The following is a 20,816-nucleotide window of genomic DNA, read 5'->3' as shown; positions in this document are numbered from 1 at the left end:
TGGCAGGTCAGCGCGCTATGGTCTGCCGTATACGGCCGACGGTGGCGGTGACGTCGGCCCAGGCCGGCTTGTCAGGGGCAAATTGCCGCCGCAGGAAGGTGACGAGCTCGGCGACCTGGCCGTCGCTCATGCTGTCCTTGAACGCCGGCATGTAGCCCAGATCGGTCACGGCCGGCTTGGCGATGCCGTGCAGGATCACCTGGATCAGATTGTCGGGCGCGTCGCTGTGCAAATTGCTGTTCAGCGCCAGCGACGGCCGGCTGCCGAACAGCGGCGGGCCGCCGACCTCATGGCAGACCGCGCAGGCGCCTTGATAGATCCGCGCCCCCGCCGAGGCGGCGGTGGTGACGACGGTGCCGGCTTCGAGCTTCGCGGCAATGGCATCGTGGGCCGGCCGATCGGTGCCCTGGTTGAACGAGGCGAGGTAGACCGCCATCGCGCGAATGTCCTGGTCGGCCAGCGCGGCGAGCTCCTGCACGACCGGCGCCATCGGTCCCGCGGCGACGCCGTGCAGGCGGGACTCGCCGGTGCGCAAAAAGGCGTAAAGCTCGTCCTCGCTCCAGGGGATCGGCGCCTTCGACAGCGACGTCAGCGCCGGCGCCTCCCAGCCCTCGGCGAAGCCGCCGGCGAGATAGGCGCGCTGCCGTTCGGCGCCGAGCGCATTGCGCGGCGAGTGGCAGGCGCTGCAATGACCGAGCCCCTCGATCAGATAGGCGCCGCGATTCCACACTTCCGATTTAGTGGGATCACCTTGGAACGTGTTGGGCCGATGGAACAGCGCATTCCATCCGGCGAGCAGCGGCCGCAGGTTGAACGGAAAGGCCAGCGTATTGCTCGGTGCTTCGGCGCGCACCGGCAGCCGCGCCATCAGATAGGCATAGAGCGCCTGCAGGTCGGCATCACTGGTCCTGGCGAAATGCGTGTACGGGAACGCTGGATAGAGATGGCGCCCGTCGCGATGGATGCCCTCGCGCATCGCGCGCTCGAACGCCGGATAGGACCAGGTGCCGATGCCGGTGTCGACATCGGGCGTGATGTTGGTGGTGTAGATGGTGCCGAATGGCGTCTCCAGCGGCCGGCCGCCGGCGTTCGAAGCGCCATGCTCCGACGTATGGCAGACGGCGCAGGCGCCGAGCGCTGCAAGCTCCTTGCCACGGGCGATCGTCGCGGCGGAATACACCGACGCGTCGGGCCGGGCGATCGGCGCGATCGCGCGCCACGGCAGTACGGCCGCGCCGATGCCGATCGCCGCTGCGCAGAGTGCGGCAATGCCGGCGAGCACGCCGCCGCGCTTTGCAAAGGGATTCTGCCATCTGTTGAGGTCTGCCGTCTGCGCAGGCGGCGGGAGCGGGGCGGGCGCGACCGGTTGCTCGCCGCGCAATCCCTTCAGGATGCGTTCCGGTGTGAAGGGCAATTCGCGGAAGCGGACGCCGGTCGCGTCGTAGATCGCATTGGCGATCGCGGCGGCGCTCGGCACCGAGGCGGACTCGCCGACGCCGAGCGGCGGTTGATCCTGCCGCGGCAGCATCAACACATCGATCTTCGGCAGCTCAGGAAACTTGATGATGGGGTAGGCGCCCCATTCCCGCGCCGCCACCGCGCCGCGCTCGAAGGAGACCTCCTCCATCAGCGCGCGGCTGGTCGACTGGATGACGTTGCCTTCGATCTGGTGCCGCACGCCCTCCGGATTGATCATCAATCCGGAATCCTGGCCGGCGACGACGCGGGTCACGCTGACATCGCCGGTCGCCTTGTTGACAGCGACGTCGGCGATCCATGCCGACCACGCCGCGCCGTAACCGGGAAACTTGCTGTGCACGTAGAGCGCATAGGCAAAGCCGCGGCCGTGCACGATGTCGCCGTCCGCCTCGGGCTCTTTCCACACCGGGCGCGGCGTCCAGCCGGCGCGCTCGGCAACGGCATTGACGAGATCGATCGCGCGCTTATCCTTCAGATAGCGCAGCCGGTACTCGATCGGATCGACCTTCGCCTCCGCCGCAAGCTCGTCGATGTAGGATTCATGCGCAAAGGTGTTCGGCAGCGCCGAGACGCCGCGAAACCATGACGCGCGCACGATCGGCGGCATGTCGTTGGCGATCACGCGCATGTTCTCGTAGTCGTAGGGCGGGATCGCGGTGCGGTCGCCCATCTCGAACACCGCGGCTTCAGGCGCGATCCGCCCGGTGAGCAGCAGTGCCAATGTCGGCGCGCCGTTCGAGGGATAGCGCGTGGCAAAATCGTAAGCGGCGACGCTGCTGTCGGCGTTGAGCCCGCCATTGACGTCCATCAGCTGCGCGGTGCCCTTCGGCTCCCAGGCATGCTCCTGCTCGCGGGTGAGCTGCACGCGCACCGGGCGGCCGACCGCGCGCGACAGCAGCAATGCATCGGCAGAGACATCGTCGGCGCAGTTGCGGCCGTAGCAGCCGGCGACCTCCATCCGGATCACGTCGATCTCGGACTCCGGCCGCTGGATCAGCAGCGCGAGGTCGCCGCGCAGGATGTGCGGGTTCTGCGTGCCGGACCAGACCCGGATCGCGCCCTCGCTGTAATCGGCAACCGCGCATGATGGCCCGATCGAGCCGTGCATCTGGTAGGGCCAGAGATAGGTCCGCTGCATCGGCTTGGCGGCCGCCTTGATCGCGGCGTCGACGTCGCCCTTGTCGATCAGCTGGCGCGACGTCGAGGGATTGGCGCGCAGCGCCTTCTCCACGTCGGCAAGATCGGTCAGCGCCGGTCCCGGCTTCCAGCTCACCTTGAGCTGCGCGGCGGCCTTGATCGCATTCTCCTCGCGCTCGGCAACGACGCCGACGAAATCGCCGATCCGCACCACCGCGACGAGGCCGGGGATATCCCGCACCGAAGCTTCATCGACGGCGATCAGGCTGGTGCCGACGAACGGGCCGGCATCGACGCCGGCGTAAGGCGGGCGGACCACGCGGCCGTGCAGCATGCCGGGCACGCGCACATCGTGGACATAGACGAGCTCGCCGGTGGCCTTCGCCGGCAGATCGACGCGCGGCACGGACTTGCCGACGACCGAATAGGCGCTCACGGCCTTGACCGGAACATCATCGGCAAGATCGAGCCGGATGATCTCGTCCGCGATCAGCTCGCCATAGCTGACGCTGCGGTTGTCGTGGCCGCGGATCAGCCCGTCCTCGATCGTGAGCTCGTCGACAGCTAGCTCCAATCGCTCGGCGGCGCGCGCAAGCAAAAAATGCCGCGCTTGCGCGGCGGCCTTGCGCAGGGGAACGGCGGTGATCTGGATGGTTTCGCTTGCGATCGTCGGGCCCTGGTTCGGCACCACGGCGGTGTCGCCGAGGATCACGACGACGCGGGCAAAGGAGACGTCGAGCTCTTCGGCAACGATCTGACCGAGCGCGGTGCGGATGCCGGTGCCGAGATCCACATGGCCGTTATAGGCATTGACCGTGCCGTCGGCCGTGATGGTGATGAAGGTCTCGAACTCATCTTCGGCGCCCAGCACCGCAGGGCGGACGACCGACAGCGAGCCGCGCTGGCGTTGCTCAGGAGCCCGTGCGTCCACCATCAATCGCGCGCCTCAAGGGCGTGACCGGCCGCGCGCATCGCCGCGCGGATGATCTCGATATGCGCGCCGCAACGGCAGAGATTGTAGCGCAACGCCTCCAGCACCTCATGCTCGGACGGATTGGGATTGCGCATCAGCAAGGCCTTGGTGGTGATAATCATGCCGTTGAGGCAATAGCCGCACTGCGCGGCCTGTTCGCGAATGAAGGCATCCTGCACCGGATCGGGATGCTCGCGGCTGCCGAGGCCTTCGAGCGTGACGATATTGCGTCCGGCGCAGCCCTCGATCGGAATCACGCAGGCGCGGGCGGCGACGCCGTCGATCAGCACCGCGCAGGCGCCACACTCGCCGAGCCCGCAGCCATATTTCGGCCCGTTCAATTCGAGGTCGTTGCGCAGCACGTGAAGCAATGCGGTGTCGGGAGCGGCGTCGACATCATGATTCCTGCCGTTCACGGTCAGGCGCATTGCCCCGGTTCTCCCTTGATGTTTGCGCTGCAACGTCAGCGTCGGATCGCCGACGAGGATAACGTTTGTATACAAACGTGCAAGCGGCGGCATGCCGCGCTGCAGCGCGTGCCCGCTTTATGAACAGGGTGCGCACGCGAAGGGCACGGTTTGATTGCAAAGGCCGCTTGACAGGTCACGGGCTCGCGCGCAGGATCATTCGTATACGAACGATATGCATGGGAGGCGGAAGCGCAGTATGATCGACCGCCGCCACAAGTCCAGGCTTGGTCACGATGGCTGACACAATGACCGTCGCCGCCGGCGACAAGATCCGCTGCGATGCCTGTCCGGTGATGTGTTACATCAAGCCGGGCGCGGCCGGCGCCTGCGACCGCTATGCCAATCATGACGGCACGCTGGTGCGCGTCGATCCGCACGTCGTGCTGGAGCGCACCGTGTCGCATGGCGGCAAGCTGGTTCCGTTCCAGGTGAGCGGCGACTGGGACGGCAAGATCGTCCGCCAGCCCGAACTGTTCGTCACCGCGATCGGCGCAGGAACAACCTATCCGGATTACAAGCCGGCGCCCTTCATCGTGTCGTCGGAGGTCGACGGCGTCGACATGGTCACCGTGGTGACTGAAGGCATTTTCTCGTATTGCGGCGTCAAGGTGAAGATCGACACCGACCGCTACCTCGGCCCGGAAACCGCGACCGTGCGCTCGGACGGTGAGGCGGTCGGCCATGTCACGACCAGCGAATATGGCTCGCAGATGCTCTCGCTCGGCGGGGTGCATCATTTGACCGGCGGCTCCAAGAAGGAAGGCCGCGTCACCTGCGACACGCTGATGGATCTCTCCAACTGCAAGGCGGTCGAGTTGACCATCGACGGCGGCGCCACCGTCGTGGTGCAGGCCGGCAGGCCGCCGATCGTCAATGGTGTGGCAGAAGAGCGCATGCGGGTCGGCTGTGGCTCGGCGACGATCGGCATGTTCGCCAAGCAATGGCACGGCAAGGTCGATGAGGTCGTGGTGGTCGACGATCACATCACCGGCGTGCTCAGCGAGCACCAGGCCGGCAAGCTGCTCGACATCGCCGACACCGGGATCAAGATGAAGGGGCGGCGCTCGACGCCGGGCCGCTATTTCCAGGTCGCCGATCCCGGCACCGGATGGGGCGGCACCAACATCTCCGATCCGCTGTCGATCCTCGGCCCCTTCAATGCGAAGGAGGCGCGGCCGGGGCTCACCATGCTGATGGTCTCGACCACCGGCGAGCATGCGTCCTATTACGTGCTCGACGAGGCGTTGAAGCCGGTCGAGACCGAGATGCCCGCCGATCTCAGATTTTCGGTCGAGCGCATCCAGGAGAATTGCGAGCCGGCGCTGTGCACCGTGCTGTTCATGGGCGGCGCGGGCGGATCGTTGCGCGCCGGCGTCACCGATAATCCGGTGCGGCTGACCCGTTCGGTCAAGGACGCGCTGACGCGGGTGACCAGCGGCGGCGCGCCGGTCTATGTTTGGCCGGGCGGGGGCATTACCTACATGGTCGATGTCACGCAGATGCCGGCCGGTGCCTTCGGCTATGTGCCGACCCCGGCACTGGTGGCGCCGATTGAATTCACGATGCGCAGGTCCGATTATGCGGCGCTGGGCGGCCACATGGACTATGTCCGGCCGCTGTCGTCACTGCGGGACAGCGCTGAGGTCCGGCCGATGCCCGGGCGGCGCGCATGACTAGGCTTCCGCAAAACGCGCTTCTTCCTGACGGCAAGCGGCTGCATTTGCAGGACGGTCCGATTGATCTGGTCATCGAGGCGAAGGGCAGGGACGACGACGTCAGCGCCGCCTATCGAGCGGCGGCCGAGCGCTTCACCGGTTTGCTCGACGAGCTATGCGCGGAACTCACCGAGCTGCGCAGTGCAGCCGATCCGAATCGTTGCGTGTTGAGAGGCGTGGTCGCGCGGCGCATGCATGCGGCGGTCGCGCCGTTTGCCGCCGATTGCTTCATCACGCCTATGGCAGCGGTCGCGGGCTCGGTCGCCGAGGAAGTTTTGGGCACGATGCTTGAGGCCGCGCCGCTCGACCGTGCCTATGTCAACAACGGCGGCGACATTGCCCTGCATCTCGGCGACGGCGAACAATTCACCGTCGGCCTGATGGACCGGCCGGACCGCCACGGCGTGATGCGCACCATGACGGTCGATGCCGAGACGCCGGTCCGCGGCATCGCGACCAGCGGCCGGCACGGCCGCAGCTTTTCGCTCGGTATCGCCGATGCCGTCACCGTGCTGGCGCGGACGGCGTCGCAAGCGGATGCCGCGGCGACGGTGATCGCCAATGCGGTCGATCTGCCCAATCATCCCGCGATCCTGCGCGTTGCGGCGAACGAGCTGCAGCCCGACAGCGACCTCGGCGCGCGGCTGGTGACCCGCGATGTCGGGCGGCTGGCGGAACACGAGGTTGAGCAGGCGCTCGAGGTGGGGGCGACGCGGGCGCGCGACCTCCTGATGTCGGGATTGATCGAGGGCGCGGCATTGCGTCTACTGGGCGAAACGCGGCTTGTCGGTGCAACTGGGATTGGGGCGCCGGCGTCGCACGCGTTTCAGGGACAAACGATAGAACACATGCTGCGGGCATGACTGGAAGCGAGGCAAGATGAGCGCCGTCATTCGCAAGATCGTCACCGTGGTCGAGGAGACCCATCTGGAGATGGGCAAGACCATCGCACCGCCGACAAGGCGGGCCGCCGCGATCGCCGTGATCGAAAACCCCTTTGCCGGCCGCTATGTCGAGGATCTGTCGCCGTTGATCGCGATCGGCGAGGAACTCGGCGAACTGCTCTCGAAGCGGGCCGTCGCCGCGCTCGGCATCGACGGCGCCAAGGTGCACAGCTACGGCAAGGCCGCCGCCGTCGGCGAGAATGGCGAGCTCGAGCATGCGGCAGCGATCCTGCATCCGAAGATGGGTGCGCCGGTGCGCAAGGTGCTGTCGAAGGGCGCGGCGCTGATCCCGTCGTCGAAGAAGCGCTCGGGGCCCGGCACCACGCTGGATATTCCGCTCGGGCACAAGGACGCGGCTTTCGTGCGCAGCCATTTCGACGGCATGGAGGTGCAGATCAACGACGCGCCGCGGGCCAACGAGATCATGGTCGCGGTCGCGGTGACCGACAGCGGACGGCCACTGCCGCGCGTCGGCGGGCTGACGGTCGGCGAGATCAAGGGCGAAGACGGATTGCGATAATCTCTTTGAAGAAAAACTGGAGGACGGGATGCGTGGTTATTTCGTAGGGGCGGGATTGGCGATCGCGGTCGCGACCATGGCAACGAGCGCCATGACAACGCAGGCCTTGGCGCAGAGCGAAATCAAGATCGGCGAGATCAACAGTTACTCGCTGCTGCCGGCGTTCACCGAGCCCTATCGCAAGGGCTGGCAGCTCGCGGTGGAAGAGATCAATGCCGCCGGCGGCATTGGCGGCAAGAAGCTCGTTGTCGTTTCCAAGGACGACGGCGGCAAGCCGGCGGATGCGCAGACCGCGGCGAACGAGCTGGTGTCGAGCGAGAACGTCGCGATGCTCACCGGCACGTTCCTCTCCAATATCGGCCTTGCGGTTTCTGACTTCGCCAACCAGAAGAAGGTGTTTTTCCTTGCGGCTGAGCCTTTGACCGACGCCATCACCTGGTCGAAGGGCAACCGCTACACGTTCCGCCTGCGTCCGTCGAACTACATGCAGGCGGCAATGCTGGTGGAAGAAGCCGCAAAACTGCCTGCAAAACGCTGGGCGACGATCGCGCCGAACTATGAATACGGCCAGTCGGCGGTCGCGGTGTTCAAGAAGCTGATGTCGGCGAAACGGCCTGACATCCAGTGGGTCGACGAGCAGTGGCCGCCACAGGGCAAGATCGACGCCGGCCCAGTGGTGCAGGCGGTTGCCGCGGCGAACCCGGAAGCGATCCTCAACGTCACCTTCGGCGCCGACCTCGTCAAGCTCGTGCGCGAAGGCAACACCCGCGGCCTGTTCAAGGGCCGCACCGTGGTGAGCTTCCTGACCGGCGAGCCGGAATACCTCGATCCGCTGAAGGACGAGACGCCGGAAGGCTGGATCGTCACCGGCTATCCCTGGTACGCGATCAAGACGCCGGAACATGACGCGTTCCTGAAGGCCTACCAGGCCAAGTACAACGACTATCCGCGGCTCGGCTCGATCGTCGGCTACCAGACCATCAAGGCGGCGGCGGCGATCCTTGCCAAGGCCGGCTCGAGTGATCCGGAGAAGCTGATCGCGGCGGCGGAAGGCATCTCGATGCCGTCGCCATTCGGCGAGATCACCTTCCGCAAGATCGATCACCAGTCGACGCTGGGCGCCTTCACCGGCAAGACCGCGCTGAAGGACGGCAAGGGCATCATGGTCGACACCGCCTATCGCAAGGGGGCGGACTATCTGCCCAGCGATGCCGAGATCGAGAAGCTGCGGCCGAAGGATTGATTTTTTTCTTCTCCCTCGCCCCGCTCTTGCGGGGAGAGACTTGAACTTCTCCCTCTCCCCGTTCTTACGGGGAGAGGGTTGGGGTGAGGGGCTATTTCCGCGAACGAGCGCGCGGAGAGTCCCCCTCACCCGAATTCAAGCTGGCGCTTGAATTCGACCTCTCCCCGCAGGCGGGGCGAGGTGAGGTGAACGGAAACTCCAACGCGGACCGCCCATGGCCTTCTATGTCGTCCAGTTCCTGACCGGTCTTGCCAGCGCGGCGTCGCTGTTCCTGGTCGCTTCGGGTCTGTCGATCATCTTCGGCGTGACGCGGATCGTGAATTTCGCGCATGGCGCGTTCTATATGCTCGGCGCCTATGTCGCCTTTACCCTGACCGAGCGCTTTTCCGGCGCGCTCGGCTTCTGGGGCAGCATCGTCGTTGCGGCGCTGGCGGTTGCTGCGATCGGCGTGCTGGTCGAGATGGTGCTGCTGCGCCGGATCTACCATTCGCCGGAGCTGTTCCAGTTGCTCGCCACCTTCGGCCTGACGCTGATGGTCGAGGATCTCGTGGTGCTGATCTGGGGCCCGGACGATCTGGTCGGCCGCCGCGCGCCCGGCTTCAAGGGCGCGATCGATTTCTTCGGCCAGAATATTCCGAGCTATGACCTGTTCCTGATCGTGCTCGGGCCGGTCGTGCTCGGCGTGCTCTGGCTGTTGTTCCAGCGCACCCGCTGGGGCGTGCTGGTGCGCGCGGCGACGCAGGACCGCGACATGGTGGCTGCGCTCGGCGTCAATCAGAAATGGCTGTTCACCAGCGTGTTCGCGCTCGGCGTCTTCCTCGCCGCGCTCGGCGGCGCGCTGCAGATCCCGCGCGATGCGGTCAATCACGCGATGGATTTGCGCGTCATCGTCGAGGTCTTCGTCGTGGTGGTGATCGGCGGCCTCGGCAGCATCATCGGCGCCTTCGTCGCGGCGGTGCTGGTGTCGGAGCTCAACGCCTTCGGCATCCTGATCTTTCCGAAGATCTCCATCATCCTGGTGTTCCTGGTGATGGCGGTGGTGCTGATCGTCCGGCCGTGGGGGCTGTTCGGCAAGCCGGAGGCGCCGGCACGGCGCACGCCGGGGCTGACCGTCAATCCGTGGCGGCCGCTGACGATGAACGAGCGGTTCGCCGCGATTGCCATGCTCATCGTTGCCGCCGCGCTGCCGTTCGTCGCCGGCAATTATTTGCTCACGGTCGGCTCGGAGATCGCGATCTTCGTGATTTTCGCGGTCAGCCTGCACTTCCTGATGTCGGTCGGCGGGCTCGCCTCGTTCGGCCACGCGGCCTATTTCGGGCTCGGCGCCTATGGCGTGGCGCTGCTCGCCAAGATGGCCGGCCTGCCGATGATTGCCTGCCTGCTGCTCGGGCCGCTGCTCGGGCTCCTCGGCGCCGCCGTATTCGGCTTCTTCGCGGTGCAGCTCTCCGGGGTCTATTTCGCGATGCTGACCTTGGCCTTTGCCCAGATCGTCTGGTCGATCGCGTTCCAGTGGGTGTCGGTCACCGGCGGCGACAACGGCATCCTCGGGGTCTGGCCGGAAAAATGGGCTGCGAGCCCGTCGCATTTCTACTGGCTGTCGCTCGGCATCGCCGCGCTCGCGGTGGTGATCCTCCGCATCATCGTGTTCTCGCCGTTCGGCTTTGCGCTGCGCGCGACGCGCGATTCGCCGCTCCGCAGCGAAGCCATCGGCATCGACGGCAAACGCATCCAGTGGACCGCCTTCGTGATCGCGGGCACGGTCGCCGGCCTTGCCGGCGCGCTGTTCGCCTATCTCAAGGGCAGCGTGTTCCCCGACAATATGGGCATCTCGCTGTCGGTCGATGCGCTGGTCATGGTGCTGCTCGGGGGTGTCGAGACGGTGTCGGGTGCGGTGGTCGGCGCCATCGTCTACAAGGCGCTAAATATCTGGCTGGTCAGCCAGACCGATCTTTCCAAGCTGGTGCTCGGCGGCTTCGTCGTGCTGATCGTGGTCGCGTTCCCGAAGGGCATCGTCGGCACGCTCGAAGCCTTCATGCATCGCCGGCGCAAATCCTCGTCGTCGGTATCGCCCTTGCTGACCTCCCGCATCGAGAGCGCCGAATGAGCATGGTTCCCACATTGCTGTCGGTTGAGGGGCTGACCAAATCCTATGGCGGCGTGCATGCCGTGCGCGGCGTCTCCTTCGAACTGCGCGCCGGCGAGATTTTGGCGCTGATCGGGCCGAACGGCGCAGGCAAGAGCACCTGCTTCGACATGCTCAACGGGCAGAACATTCCCGATAGCGGCCGCATCCGCGTGCTGGGCGCGGAGACCACCGGCAAGAAGCCGCGCGTGATCTGGCGCATGGGCGTCGGCCGCACCTTTCAGATCGCGGCGACATTCCCCACCATGACGGTACGCGAAAACGTGCAGGTCGCGCTGGTCTCGCATGGCGGGCAATTGTTCAACCTGTGGGCCTCGACCGCCCGCCACGCGCGCGACGAGGCGGGGCGGCTGCTCGATCTGGTCGGCATGGGTGCCTATGCGGAGCGGCCCTGCGGCGAGCTCGCCTATGGCGACGTCAAGCGGCTCGAGCTTGCGATCGCGCTCGCCAACCAGCCGAAGCTGCTCTTGATGGACGAGCCGACCGCCGGCATGGCGCCGCGCGAGCGCGTCGAGCTGATGCGGCTGACGGCTCGGATCGCGCGCGAGCAGTCGATCGGCGTGCTGTTCACCGAGCACGACATGGACGTGGTGTTCGAGCATGCCGACCGCATCCTGGTGCTGAACCGCGGCCTCCTGATCGCCGAAGGCTCGCCCGAAGAGGTGCGCGGCAATGCCCAGGTGCGGGCGATCTATCTCGGCGAGGGCCTCGTCTATGACGCCCGGCACCGCGAGGGGGCATCGGCATGAAGCTGACGGTGAAGGATCTCAACAGCTTCTACGGCCCGGCGCATATCCTGTTCGACATCGCGCTCGAGGTCGGCGAGGGCGAAGTGGTTGCCCTGCTCGGGCGCAACGGCGCCGGCAAATCGACCACGTTCCGCTCCATCGTCGGCCTGGTCCAGAACCGCTCCGGCCGCGTCATGTTCGAGGGCCGGGACGTCTCGGATCTGCCGACGCACGCGATTGTGCGCGGCGGGCTCGGCTACGTCCCGGAGGAGCGGCGCATCTTCACGGATCTGACGGTCGAGGAGAATCTCGAGGTCGGCCGCCAGCCGAGGCGGGCAGGCGCGCCGCAATGGGATCGCGAAAAACTGTTCAAGCTGTTCCCGAACCTCGGCGAGATGCGCGGCCGGCCCGGCGGGCGCATGAGCGGCGGCGAGCAGCAGATGCTGACGATCGCGCGCACGCTGATGGGCAATCCGTCGCTGGTGCTGCTCGATGAGCCCTCGGAGGGGCTGTCGCCGAAAATCGTCGAGCAGATGGTCGATGCGATCCTGGCGATGAAGAAAGAGGGCGTCAGCATCGTCGTCTCCGAGCAGAATTTGCATTTCGCCCGGCTGATCTCGGATCGCGCCTATATCATCGAGCGCGGCCGGATCTGTTTCGGCGGCACCATGGCGGAGCTCGATGCGCGTCCGGATATCCGGGACGCGCATCTGTCGCTGTAAGGGCGGAGTGGACGATGGCGAGGAGTGCGGCACCGAAGCGAAACGGGAAAGCGACCAGGCCGGGATATGTGCTGGACGAGCAGATCGGCTTCATCCTGCGCCAGGTGTCGCAGCGCCACGCCGTGATCTTCGCCCGAGAGATCGGCATCAATCTGACGCCGACTCAGTGGGCGGCGCTGTCGAAGCTGTCCGAGGTCGGCGCCTGCTCGCAGAACCAGCTCGGGCGGCTGACGTCGATGGACGTCGCGACCATCAAGGGCGTGATCGATCGCCTGACCGCGCGCGGCCTGACCGAGACCTCGCCGGATCCCGACGATGGCCGCCGCCTGCTGGTGAGTCTGACGCGCGCCGGCCAGCAGATGGCCGACAAGGCCGCACCCAATGCGCTGGTGATCTCCAGGGAGACGCTGGCGCCGCTCGATGCCAAGGAGCGCGAGACGCTGATCGCGCTGCTCGGCAGGCTGCGGTGACGCAATCTATCACCGTCACCCTGAGGAGCCGCGCGCAGCGTGGCGTCTCGAAGGGTCGACGGCCCCGACTTCTGCCGTGGGCCGTTCACCCTTCGAGGCACGCTTGCGCGTGCACCTCAGGGTGACGGGTCGCCGCTACTACTTCGTGCGATCTCCAGCGTCTTACCTACGGGCAGCGTGCCGCGCCCGCACTACGTCGCAAGAGCAAGCACCAGCGCGACGACACCCACCAGCACCAGGCTGAGCGCCCAAACCGTGTCCAGATTGAACCAGCTCCGGGATACGAATTTCAGGCCGAGGTAGCGGTAGACCAGCCACGCCAGGCATCCGCCGGCGGCGATCATCGCGCCGGCATGGACGATGGAGACCAGCACGGCCATCGTGAGACTGGTGTCGATCAGGCTGTTGGCGGCCGCATGGCCTTGGTCCGCTTCAGCCTCGCGGCACAGCCCCAGATAGATCGGCACCAGCATCAGCGCCGCGCCATGCGCGATCGCCACCGCGAACGACCACAAAGCGAGTTGCGTCGGCGGTATCCGGACCAGGGCCCGCGGATGGCGCCGGTCGATCAGCCGGTAGACACCGAACAAGATGACGAGCAGGCTCGCGCCGATCCGGATCGTGCGCTGCCATTCGACGAGGGTGATCAAGAGCGCGAACGGAAGGATCACCAGCAGCATCGCCAGCAAATGACCGATCGCGAGCGGGCCAAGCGCGGTCAGCAGCGCGCGCGAGCTCCTCTGCATCAATCCCGCGGAAACCGCGAGCGGCCAGCCCATGCCCGGGTTGATCCCGTGGTAGAGGCCGCTCGCGATGACCGCCAGCCACAGCCAGGCCGGAGTCCAGTCGGCCGGGCTCACGTCAGGGCCCTTTCCGTTCCGATCGAATCGGAACGGGCTCTGGATTCTTGTTTTGACGCGTTTTCTTCACGCGAACCGGTACCCACTTCGCTCGAAAACGCTCTAGACCGACGGATAGCAGAAGGAGTCGGTGGAGCAGTCACCGCCATCGAGCCGGATCTGGTGCGCCCGGTAGCCGTCGGGGAAGCTGACCCAGTAGTCCTTCGCCAGTTCGAGCCCACCGCCCGGGCTTGCATTCGCCATCACCTCGGCGCCGGGAATGCCTTGCGGATAGAACTGGTCGTCCCAGGTCGAGTAGAGCGAATTGGTCCAGTACACCCGCTTGCCGTCGCGGCTGATCTCGACCATCTGCGGCCCGCCGGCAAAAGCCTGTCCGTTCGGGTGAGGCGCGCGATGAACGATGCCGCCGATGCGGACCGATCCGGCGAGCTTCGGCTTGCGCGGATCGCTGACGTCGTATTGGCGCATCTCGCCGGTGCCCCAGCAGGCGACGTAGAGAAACTTGTCGTCCATCGACAAGTCGATATCGGTCACCAGCGGAGGTACGGCGCCGAAACCCTGCAACAGCGGCGGCAGCTGGTCCTTCGATGCGGGCTCGGGCGGGATCGTCACCGTCTTCTCGATGTGAAACTTGCCGCCCTCGCGCCACCAGGTCCAGATCGAACCCTCGAGGTTCGTGGTATCGACCACGACGCCAACGAAGCCGTGTTCGCGAACCGGATCGTGCGCCGGACGCACCTCCAGCGCCATCTGATGATTGGCGCCGAGGTCGATGGTCTGGACATTGCGTCGGGCGCGCAGGTCCCAGAAATGCAGCCGATGGCCGTATTTGTTCGACAGCAGGTCTTCCGGCACGATGCCGTTCTCGAACTGCGGCGGCAAGGCCCACTCGCTGCTCACCATGTAGTCGCGTGGCAGATTCCACCAGAAGTCATAATGCTTGGTCTGCGGCCCACGATCGATCTCCCACCGGCCGAGCACCTCGAATGTCTCGCAGTCCATGATGAAGATGCCGGGCGGCCCGTCGGTGCCGTCCTTGCCGCTCCCGCCGAGCGTGCTGACATAGATGCCCTCCGGCCCGCAGTGGATGGTGTGCGGCCGCGAGTAGCCGGTCTTCTTGAAGATTTCCTCGGGCTCGATGATCTTGTGGATCTTCGCTTGCGTCGGGTCCGGCTTGGTGTCGACGATATAGATCCGGGAGGATCGCATGCCGGGGATGATGAGGTAGCGACGCTCGAGGAAGGCGTGTCCGGCCAGCGGGGACAGCGCCGACGAGCAGGCGTTCCAGCCGAAATGGTGGAACTCGTCGCCCTTGTTGGGCATCGTCACCGTGTGGACGATCTTGCTGTAGGTCGGAGAGCCGGGCTTGACGTCGATCACCGCGAGCGCGTCCGGCTTTGAAAAATCCGGGCTGAGCAGCACGGTGTAGGCAAAGCTCTCGGCCGGCGCTTCCATCGCGAGCTTCGGCGACGCGTGGAACGTAGGATCTGGCCTCATCGTCATCGGCTGCCTCCTGATTGCCTGGTGTAGATCAACACGGCATGGCGGCACGCAGCAGCAAGAACTATCCGGATCGAAAATGCCTCTTGCGAGTGCCGCCGGCTAAGGTTCGCTTGCGGTCAGGATACACCGCAACGGTGACCGGTGAAAACAAGGTTCGGTTACGCAGGCGGCGCGGCAAAGCCGCGCGCCGCCGGGCGCGCGATCTGGCAGCCCGCTCAAGGGGTTGAGCAAACACCTATCCAGCACGATCACCCTGAGAGCAAGTGAATGTATGACTGACGAGTGGCACCAAACGCTCAGTGTCGTCCCGGCCTTCGCCGGGGCGACACCGGATATGTTGCACCGCTGTTCACCCCGTCACCGCCGCGCAACGGCCTTGGTGCACGTCACTTCGCCACCACCTCCGGCACCTTGCCCGCGGGCGGCGTGTTGCGGCTGCGCTGGGTGCGGACGATGCCGTCGATGATGGTCATGCCGATGCCCGGGAGATCGCCGAGCTGAACGCTCTCCAGGATGTTCTTGCCCGGTGAATGCTGCGCCTTGTCCATCAGCACGAAATCGGCCGAGCGGCCGACCTCGATCAGGCCGCAATCGAGCTCGCGCATCCGCGCGGTGTTGCCGGTCGCCAGGCAGAACGCCAGCTCGGCCGGGAGCTCGCCGAGCGAGGACAAGAGCGAGACCATCCGCAAGATGCCGAGCGGCTGCACGCCGGAGCCGGCGGGCGCGTCGGTGCCGAGGATGACGCGGTGCAAATCGCCCATCTCGCGCGCGGTGCGCAGCGTGAACAGCGCCGAGCGCTCATTGCCGTTATGCACCAGCTCGAGCCCGCGCTTGCAGCCCTCGCAGATGCAGCGGATCTGGTCGTCGGGCAGGGCGGTGTGGCCGCCATTGATATGACCGACCACGTCGGTGTCGGCCTCCAGCACCACGTCCTTGTCGATCAGGCCGGAGCCCGGGATCGACGGGCCGCCGGTGTGGATCGTGCTCTGAATGCCGTACTTGCGCGCCCAGCCGACCATCTTGCGCGCGGTCGGTCCATCCTTGACGCCGCCGAGCCCGACCTCTCCGAGCAGCTTGACGCCGGCGGCGGCCATTTCCTTGAAGTCGTCCTCCACCATCTCGCATTCGATCACGGGCGCGCCGGCATGCACCTTCACGCCGCCCGGTCGCAGCGTCCAGAACGCGCGCTGTGCGAAGATCGCCATCGCCTTCAACCCGACGACGTCGCGCGGACGCCCGGGCATGTGCACCTCGCCGGCGGAGATCATGGTGGTGACGCCGCCATGCAGGTAGCTGTCGATCCAGTTGATCTGGTTCTGCCGCGGCGTCCAGTCGCCGGCGACCGGGTGGACGTGGCTGTCGATCAGGCCGGGCGCGACCGTCGTGCCATTGGCATCGACGATGGTGGTGGCGCCTTCGGTGTCGACATCCTTGAGGCGGCCGATCGCAGTGATCTTGCCGTTCTCGGCGACGATGGTATCGGCATCCAGGATCGGCTTCTCCAGGGCCCCCGACAGCAACAGCCCGATATTGCGGATCACCAGCTTGCTCGGACCGGTCGCCTGGGGTGCATCGTGCGCCATGGTTTTTCCTTTTGGTTCAACGCCTTCGCCGGCCATTGTGCCCGTGGCTTGACGGCCGGATCAAGCTGGATTATTCATTTGTATACGAACGATCGTGTACAAATGATTTTGCCGCCAATCCGGCCCGCGCGTCAAGGAAACTGACGATGAGCAATTTCAACCAGGAAAGCGTCCTCAGCGTTCACCACTGGACCGATACGCTGTTCTCCTTCAAGACCACGCGCAATCCGTCGTTCCGCTTCCGCAACGGCGAGTTCACCATGATCGGGCTCAAGGTCGGCGAGAAGCCGCTGCTGCGGGCCTACAGCGTCGCCAGCGCGAATTACGAGGACACGCTGGAGTTCTTCTCGATCAAGGTTCCGGACGGCCCGCTGACCTCGCGCCTCCAGCACCTCAAGGAAGGCGACGAGATCATCGTCAGCCGCAAGGTCACCGGCACGCTGGTCATCGACAATCTCGAGGACGGCCGCAACCTCTATCTGGTCGGCACCGGCACCGGCCTCGCGCCGTTCCTCAGCGTGATCAAGGATCCCGAGACCTATGACCGGTTCGAGAAGGTCGTGCTGCTGCACGGCTGCCGCCGCGTCAAGGAGCTCGCCTATGGCGAGATGATCACCGAGAAGCTGCCGCAGGACGAACTGATCGGCGAATTGGTGCGCGACCAGCTGATCTACTACCCGACCGTGACGCGCGATCCGTTCCGCAACCGCGGCCGCATCACCGACCTCATCACCTCGGGCAAGCTGTTCACCGACATCGGCCTGCCGGCGCTCGATGCCGCCCATGACCGCGTCATGATCTGCGGCTCGCCGGCGCTGGTCGCCGACACCCGCACGCTGCTGAATGGCCGCGGCTTCGTCGAGGGTAATCACGGCGAGCCCGCGCAGTTTGTGGTGGAGAAGGCGTTCGCCGAGCGCTGAAGCTCGGCACGCATCTCGCCGTCATTGCGAGCGAAGCGAAGCAATCCATTGCTACCCAGCGCGCGGAGGGATGGATTGCTTCGTCGCTCCGCTCCTCGCAATGACGCGGATGGAGCTGTGTGGTCAAGGCCTGACCGCCGGCGTCTCGACCGGCATGCCGCGCGCCCGCGACATCAGATAGAGCTCGAGCTCGACCAGCTCGGGCGAGCCGTAATCATAAGCCTGCGCGCGGATGCCGGTGATGCAGGCGCGCAGCCGTCGCTGCAGCGATCCGAGCGCCTGCCATTCCAGCCGGTACAGCGGATAGCCGGTCGGCTGCCCTTGCGTGATCGCGCTGCCCGCGAGCTTCTTGTCCCAATTATCATCGTGGCAATTGGTGCAGCCGAGATTGAGCTGACCCTGCCGCTGCATGAACAGCGCGTGGCCCTGTTCGACGAACGGCGCGAGCTCCGGATCGTCGCCGGCCGTAATCGGCATGCCGCGCGATTGCCGTGCGACATAGGCGGTCAGCGCCAGCAGCTCGCGGCTTTCATAGGCGAAAGGTGAGGCCTGCTGGTGGTTGGTCCGGCAGAGGTTGATCCGTTCCTCGAGGTCGACCGGCTTTTGCAGCGCCTTGTCGAAGGCCGGATAGTGCGCCGCGACGCCCTTCATGCTGACGCGGGCGTCGTTGTGGCAGTCGGCGCAGGCCTTGTTGGCGGTGCCGGCCTTGCGCGTCCACAAGGCCTCGCCGTCGAGCACGGACAGCATGCCGGGATTGGCGGTGTCCTCGTCCTGCATCGCCTTGCTGTCGGCGCTCATGAAGCTGTAGCCGGAGCGGCGTTCGGATCGCGGAATCTCGGTCGCGAGCGCGGCGCCCGCCATCGCCGTCAGCAGCGCGATGCAGACCGCAATCCTCATTCGACCGTGATCGAAGCCTGCGCGGTCTCCGAAAACCCTTTGTCGCCGATCCATTCGAATTCGAACTTGCCGCTCTCGGTCACCGTGGTGAAGAAGGTGATGAACGGATTGGCCGCGATCGCAGGATAAAGATCGGCGCGGAACACTTCCTTGCCGTTGAAGCGGCAAGTGAAGCTCGTGATGATGTCGCGCGGCACCACGCTGCCCGAGGCCGTGTGGCGGTAGCCGGTCTCCATGATGTGCGACATCAGCGTCTTGATCTCGATGACGCTGCCGCGCTTGGCCTTGGCCGGGACATTGATCAGGGCCGACGGCATCAGATCGCCTCCTCGGTGCAGGCAGCGAGCGTCACCACGACGTCGGCGGTTGCTGACCAGAACGTGTCGTCGGACAGCCGCGCGATGGCGATGACCTTCTGGCTGTCGGCGAGGCGGATGCGGGTCGATACCTGGGCGCGCCCGGCGCGCGGCCCGAGATGGAAATTGCCGATGTTCGGCTGCGGGTTCTTCTCGTCGAAGACGTGGATGCTCTTCACATACTCGTCCGCCGTCATCGGGCTGGTGACGCTGACCGTCATCGGCACCGTGTTGCCGTTCTCGACCAGCGGCGGAATGTCGAGCTTGACCTTGCCGGTGTGCACATCGGCCTCGCCGACGACATTGCGGATCGCGGCCGACAGCATCGCCGGCGTCGCGTCCACGGGGCGCACGATCACCAGCGCGGCGGCGCCGCCAGTCAGGCTCAGAAACGTCCGGCGTGTGGTGTGGTCCGAATTCGCCATCGATTGATTGGTCCTAGTTCCGCAGTGTCGTCAAGTAAGCCACGAGATCCTCGATCTGCTCCGCCGACAGGATCGGCTTGCCGCGCCACGAGGTGCCGACCCGCACGAGCCCTTCGACCCGATAGTAGGACGGCATGATCGTCGCCGCGTTGAGATGCGACGCATCGACCAGGCGGAGCCGCAACTGTCCTTCCGACCAGCGGCTGCCGCTTCCGGCAAGGTTCGGCGCGAGGTCGCCCTGGAACGCCTGCTGGGGAAATGGGCCGCTGTGACAGAGGATGCAAGTGGAGGAACGCTCGACGATCAGCGCGCGGCCGCGCGCCACATCGCCCCTGGTTCCCGTCAGCGAGGCCGGAATCGCATCGCCCACGACGGTGTAGGATCGCAGCTCCTCGGCGCCGACGGGCCAGCAGGCCGCGAACAGTCCCGCGGCGAGAAGCATTGTGAGGGCGAGCCTAGCCAAAGGCATCTCCCGTGATCCTCTTGAACCAGTCGAGCGCCTGATTTGCCTCGCGCTGGCGCACCTCGTGCGGCGCATCGACCGGGCTCGTGGTGATCTCCGCCTCGGCGTACTGATCTTCCTTCGGCTGATAGATGCCCTTCAGCGAGAAGGCGTAGCCCGGCGCGACCGTGTTGTAGCAGGCACCATCCAGCCGCGGCGTCTCCGGCGCCTTGCCGGCAAGCGCGCTCACGATCGCGGCCGCGCAGGCGCGGCCTTGCGCTGCCGCCGCGGAGGCGGATTTCGGGATGCCGCCGGCGATCGCGGCATCACCGATGACGTGGATGTTGGGCACGAGCCTTGAAGCAAAGGTGACGGGATCGATCGGGCACCAGCCGGTGTGGTCGGCTGCTCCGGCGATGTCAGCGATGCGGCCGGCCCTTTGCGGCGGGATCACATTGGCGACCGCGGCGGTGTAATTGCCGAAGTCGGTGACGATCTCGTTGGTCGCCGGATCGACCGACGTCACCCGTCCGCCCTGCGACAGCGCGATCCGTTCGATCATGCCGGGATAGAGCTCCGTCCAGGCCTTCTCGAACAGCTTCTGCTGCGAGTAATTGTCCTTGGCGTCGAGCACCAGGATCTTCGACTTCGGCTTGTTCGTCTTCAGATAATGCGCGATCAGGCTGGCGCGCTCGTAAGGGGCGGGCGGACAGCGCAGCGGCGCAGCCGGCACCGCGATCACGACGAGGCCGCCATCGTCCATGGCTTCAAGCTGCTTGCGCAGCAGCATGGTTTGCTCGCCGGCCTTCCAGGCGTGCGGCATCTTCTCGGCCGCTGCCTCGTCATAGCCGGAGAGGGCGTCGAAGCGCATGTCGATGCCGGGGGCCAGCACCAGCCGGTCATAGGACAGCGTTGTCCCATCAGCGAGCGCGATGCTGCGCGCCTGCGCGTCGACCTTCGTCGCCGCCTGTGCGGCAATCGTGATGCCGTCGGCCGCAACCTTGTCATAGGTGAATTGCTGCGCGGCAAGCTCGCGCAGCCCTGCGATCACCTCGTTGCTGAACGGGCAGGCGGTGAAAGTTTTGTTCGGCTCGATCAACGTGACCTGAAGCTTGGTGTCGAGCCGCCGCAGCGCCCGCGCGCAGGCCGCGCCGCCGAAGCCGCCGCCGATCACCGCGATGCGCGGCGCCGCCTGCGCCAACGCCGGACGCGCCAAGGCGGCCGCTGCGACGGCAGCGGCGCCACGGATCACATCCCTGCGCGTCTGATGACGCGTGACGGCCATG

Annotated in this window: 19 protein-coding genes; 9 read left to right on the top strand and 10 right to left on the bottom strand. The window is 66.0% G+C overall.

The window, feature by feature from the left end; genetic code table 11:
- Positions 1 to 7 precede the first annotated feature (7 nt).
- Together ACVIYL_RS41335 and ACVIYL_RS41330 are read right to left on the bottom strand one after the other, a co-directional pair.
- Positions 8 to 3,550, bottom strand: a complete 3,543-nt coding sequence (locus ACVIYL_RS41335; RefSeq protein ID WP_456781303.1) for a molybdopterin cofactor-binding domain-containing protein — start codon at positions 3,548 to 3,550, stop codon at positions 8 to 10.
- On the bottom strand, positions 3,550 to 4,017 hold the full coding sequence (locus ACVIYL_RS41330; protein ID WP_438079305.1) for a 2Fe-2S iron-sulfur cluster-binding protein: 468 nt from the start codon (positions 4,015 to 4,017) through the stop codon (positions 3,550 to 3,552). Before ACVIYL_RS41330 ends, ACVIYL_RS41335 begins: the two co-directional genes overlap by 1 nt.
- 275 nt (positions 4,018 to 4,292) lie before the next feature.
- Here ACVIYL_RS41330 and ACVIYL_RS41325 point away from each other — a divergent pair, with 275 nt between their 5' ends.
- From ACVIYL_RS41325 to ACVIYL_RS41290, 8 genes are all read left to right on the top strand, one after another.
- Positions 4,293 to 5,732 carry a 6-hydroxynicotinate reductase gene (locus tag ACVIYL_RS41325; RefSeq protein ID WP_253587491.1) on the top strand — a complete coding sequence of 480 codons (1,440 nt, stop codon included), beginning with the start codon at positions 4,293 to 4,295 and terminating at the stop codon, positions 5,730 to 5,732.
- A complete protein-coding gene (locus tag ACVIYL_RS41320) occupies positions 5,729 to 6,637 on the top strand; it encodes a UPF0280 family protein (protein WP_456781302.1) in 909 nt (302 codons plus the stop codon). The genes ACVIYL_RS41325 and ACVIYL_RS41320 overlap by 4 nt, the downstream gene beginning before the upstream one ends.
- A 16-nt stretch (positions 6,638 to 6,653) precedes the next feature.
- Positions 6,654 to 7,238 carry an amino acid synthesis family protein gene (locus tag ACVIYL_RS41315; protein ID WP_456781301.1) on the top strand — a complete coding sequence of 195 codons (585 nt, stop codon included), beginning with the start codon at positions 6,654 to 6,656 and terminating at the stop codon, positions 7,236 to 7,238.
- 28 nt (positions 7,239 to 7,266) lie between these two features.
- Positions 7,267 to 8,481, top strand: coding sequence for an ABC transporter substrate-binding protein (locus ACVIYL_RS41310; RefSeq protein WP_456781300.1), 1,215 nt, complete (start codon positions 7,267 to 7,269; stop codon positions 8,479 to 8,481).
- 214 nt (positions 8,482 to 8,695) lie between these two features.
- Entirely contained in the window at positions 8,696 to 10,585 is a 1,890-nt protein-coding gene (locus tag ACVIYL_RS41305; protein ID WP_456781299.1) for an ABC transporter permease, read from the top strand.
- Complete coding sequence (locus tag ACVIYL_RS41300) at positions 10,582 to 11,373, top strand: ABC transporter ATP-binding protein (protein ID WP_456781298.1); 792 nt, start codon at positions 10,582 to 10,584, stop codon at positions 11,371 to 11,373. Before ACVIYL_RS41305 ends, ACVIYL_RS41300 begins: the two co-directional genes overlap by 4 nt.
- Positions 11,370 to 12,074: an ABC transporter ATP-binding protein gene (locus tag ACVIYL_RS41295; protein WP_456781297.1), complete on the top strand. Its 705-nt coding sequence runs from the start codon at positions 11,370 to 11,372 to the stop codon at positions 12,072 to 12,074. The genes ACVIYL_RS41300 and ACVIYL_RS41295 overlap by 4 nt, the downstream gene beginning before the upstream one ends.
- A 14-nt stretch (positions 12,075 to 12,088) precedes the next feature.
- Entirely contained in the window at positions 12,089 to 12,544 is a 456-nt protein-coding gene (locus ACVIYL_RS41290) for a MarR family winged helix-turn-helix transcriptional regulator (protein ID WP_229192287.1), read from the top strand.
- 191 nt (positions 12,545 to 12,735) lie between these two features.
- Here ACVIYL_RS41290 and ACVIYL_RS41285 read toward each other — a convergent pair whose 3' ends face one another.
- The 3 genes from ACVIYL_RS41285 to ACVIYL_RS41275 form a co-directional block, all read right to left on the bottom strand.
- On the bottom strand, positions 12,736 to 13,404 hold the full coding sequence (locus ACVIYL_RS41285; protein ID WP_456781296.1) for a hypothetical protein: 669 nt from the start codon (positions 13,402 to 13,404) through the stop codon (positions 12,736 to 12,738).
- Positions 13,405 to 13,506: 102 nt separating this feature from the next.
- Entirely contained in the window at positions 13,507 to 14,907 is a 1,401-nt protein-coding gene (locus ACVIYL_RS41280) for a selenium-binding protein SBP56-related protein (protein ID WP_076827078.1), read from the bottom strand.
- Positions 14,908 to 15,293: 386 nt separating this feature from the next.
- On the bottom strand, positions 15,294 to 16,490 hold the full coding sequence (locus ACVIYL_RS41275; protein WP_076827077.1) for an amidohydrolase family protein: 1,197 nt from the start codon (positions 16,488 to 16,490) through the stop codon (positions 15,294 to 15,296).
- Between the two features lie 146 nt (positions 16,491 to 16,636).
- Between ACVIYL_RS41275 and ACVIYL_RS41270 the strand changes: the two genes are divergently transcribed.
- Entirely contained in the window at positions 16,637 to 17,410 is a 774-nt protein-coding gene (locus ACVIYL_RS41270; protein ID WP_456781295.1) for a ferredoxin--NADP reductase, read from the top strand.
- 123 nt (positions 17,411 to 17,533) lie between these two features.
- On the opposite strand, the gene soxA is transcribed toward ACVIYL_RS41270, so the two are convergent.
- From soxA to ACVIYL_RS41245, 5 genes are read right to left on the bottom strand one after another with little or no spacing between them, the layout of a single operon-like run.
- The gene (gene soxA, locus ACVIYL_RS41265; protein WP_456781294.1) at positions 17,534 to 18,307 is read right to left on the bottom strand and encodes a sulfur oxidation c-type cytochrome SoxA; all 774 of its coding nucleotides are present in this window, start codon (positions 18,305 to 18,307) and stop codon (positions 17,534 to 17,536) included.
- Positions 18,304 to 18,624 (bottom strand): thiosulfate oxidation carrier complex protein SoxZ, encoded by a 321-nt coding sequence (soxZ, locus tag ACVIYL_RS41260; RefSeq protein ID WP_076827071.1) that lies wholly within the window; start codon positions 18,622 to 18,624, stop codon positions 18,304 to 18,306. The genes soxA and soxZ overlap by 4 nt, the downstream gene beginning before the upstream one ends.
- The gene (locus tag ACVIYL_RS41255; protein WP_456781293.1) at positions 18,624 to 19,088 is read right to left on the bottom strand and encodes a SoxY-related AACIE arm protein; all 465 of its coding nucleotides are present in this window, start codon (positions 19,086 to 19,088) and stop codon (positions 18,624 to 18,626) included. Before ACVIYL_RS41255 ends, soxZ begins: the two co-directional genes overlap by 1 nt.
- Positions 19,089 to 19,101: 13 nt before the next feature.
- On the bottom strand, positions 19,102 to 19,530 hold the full coding sequence (gene soxX, locus ACVIYL_RS41250) for a sulfur oxidation c-type cytochrome SoxX (RefSeq protein ID WP_253610073.1): 429 nt from the start codon (positions 19,528 to 19,530) through the stop codon (positions 19,102 to 19,104).
- A 13-nt stretch (positions 19,531 to 19,543) separates the two neighbouring features.
- A complete protein-coding gene (locus ACVIYL_RS41245; RefSeq protein WP_456781292.1) occupies positions 19,544 to 20,815 on the bottom strand; it encodes an FAD-dependent oxidoreductase in 1,272 nt (423 codons plus the stop codon).
- Position 20,816 lies beyond the last annotated feature (1 nt).

This window comes from Bradyrhizobium sp. USDA 3315 (assembly GCF_054056795.1).
Note: the sequence above shows the minus strand (reverse complement) of the source record. Positions and strands in the feature narration are given on the sequence as shown.

What these genes read in the sequence shown, in the direction of transcription:
- ACVIYL_RS41335 (WP_456781303.1), bottom strand. Translation starts at nt 3,550, where the DNA reads ATGGTGGACGCACGGGCTCCTGAGCAACGCCAGCGCGGCTCGCTGTCG.
- ACVIYL_RS41330 (WP_438079305.1), bottom strand. Translation starts at nt 4,017, where the DNA reads ATGCGCCTGACCGTGAACGGCAGGAATCATGATGTCGACGCCGCTCCC.
- ACVIYL_RS41325 (WP_253587491.1), top strand. Translation starts at nt 4,293, where the DNA reads ATGGCTGACACAATGACCGTCGCCGCCGGCGACAAGATCCGCTGCGAT.
- ACVIYL_RS41320 (WP_456781302.1), top strand. Translation starts at nt 5,729, where the DNA reads ATGACTAGGCTTCCGCAAAACGCGCTTCTTCCTGACGGCAAGCGGCTG.
- ACVIYL_RS41315 (WP_456781301.1), top strand. Translation starts at nt 6,654, where the DNA reads ATGAGCGCCGTCATTCGCAAGATCGTCACCGTGGTCGAGGAGACCCAT.
- ACVIYL_RS41310 (WP_456781300.1), top strand. Translation starts at nt 7,267, where the DNA reads ATGCGTGGTTATTTCGTAGGGGCGGGATTGGCGATCGCGGTCGCGACC.
- ACVIYL_RS41305 (WP_456781299.1), top strand. Translation starts at nt 8,696, where the DNA reads ATGGCCTTCTATGTCGTCCAGTTCCTGACCGGTCTTGCCAGCGCGGCG.
- ACVIYL_RS41300 (WP_456781298.1), top strand. Translation starts at nt 10,582, where the DNA reads ATGAGCATGGTTCCCACATTGCTGTCGGTTGAGGGGCTGACCAAATCC.
- ACVIYL_RS41295 (WP_456781297.1), top strand. Translation starts at nt 11,370, where the DNA reads ATGAAGCTGACGGTGAAGGATCTCAACAGCTTCTACGGCCCGGCGCAT.
- ACVIYL_RS41290 (WP_229192287.1), top strand. Translation starts at nt 12,089, where the DNA reads ATGGCGAGGAGTGCGGCACCGAAGCGAAACGGGAAAGCGACCAGGCCG.
- ACVIYL_RS41280 (WP_076827078.1), bottom strand. Translation starts at nt 14,907, where the DNA reads ATGACGATGAGGCCAGATCCTACGTTCCACGCGTCGCCGAAGCTCGCG.
- ACVIYL_RS41275 (WP_076827077.1), bottom strand. Translation starts at nt 16,490, where the DNA reads ATGGCGCACGATGCACCCCAGGCGACCGGTCCGAGCAAGCTGGTGATC.
- ACVIYL_RS41270 (WP_456781295.1), top strand. Translation starts at nt 16,637, where the DNA reads ATGAGCAATTTCAACCAGGAAAGCGTCCTCAGCGTTCACCACTGGACC.
- soxA (WP_456781294.1), bottom strand. Translation starts at nt 18,307, where the DNA reads ATGAGGATTGCGGTCTGCATCGCGCTGCTGACGGCGATGGCGGGCGCC.
- soxZ (WP_076827071.1), bottom strand. Translation starts at nt 18,624, where the DNA reads ATGCCGTCGGCCCTGATCAATGTCCCGGCCAAGGCCAAGCGCGGCAGC.
- ACVIYL_RS41255 (WP_456781293.1), bottom strand. Translation starts at nt 19,088, where the DNA reads ATGGCGAATTCGGACCACACCACACGCCGGACGTTTCTGAGCCTGACT.
- soxX (WP_253610073.1), bottom strand. Translation starts at nt 19,530, where the DNA reads ATGCTTCTCGCCGCGGGACTGTTCGCGGCCTGCTGGCCCGTCGGCGCC.
- ACVIYL_RS41245 (WP_456781292.1), bottom strand. Translation starts at nt 20,815, where the DNA reads ATGGCCGTCACGCGTCATCAGACGCGCAGGGATGTGATCCGTGGCGCC.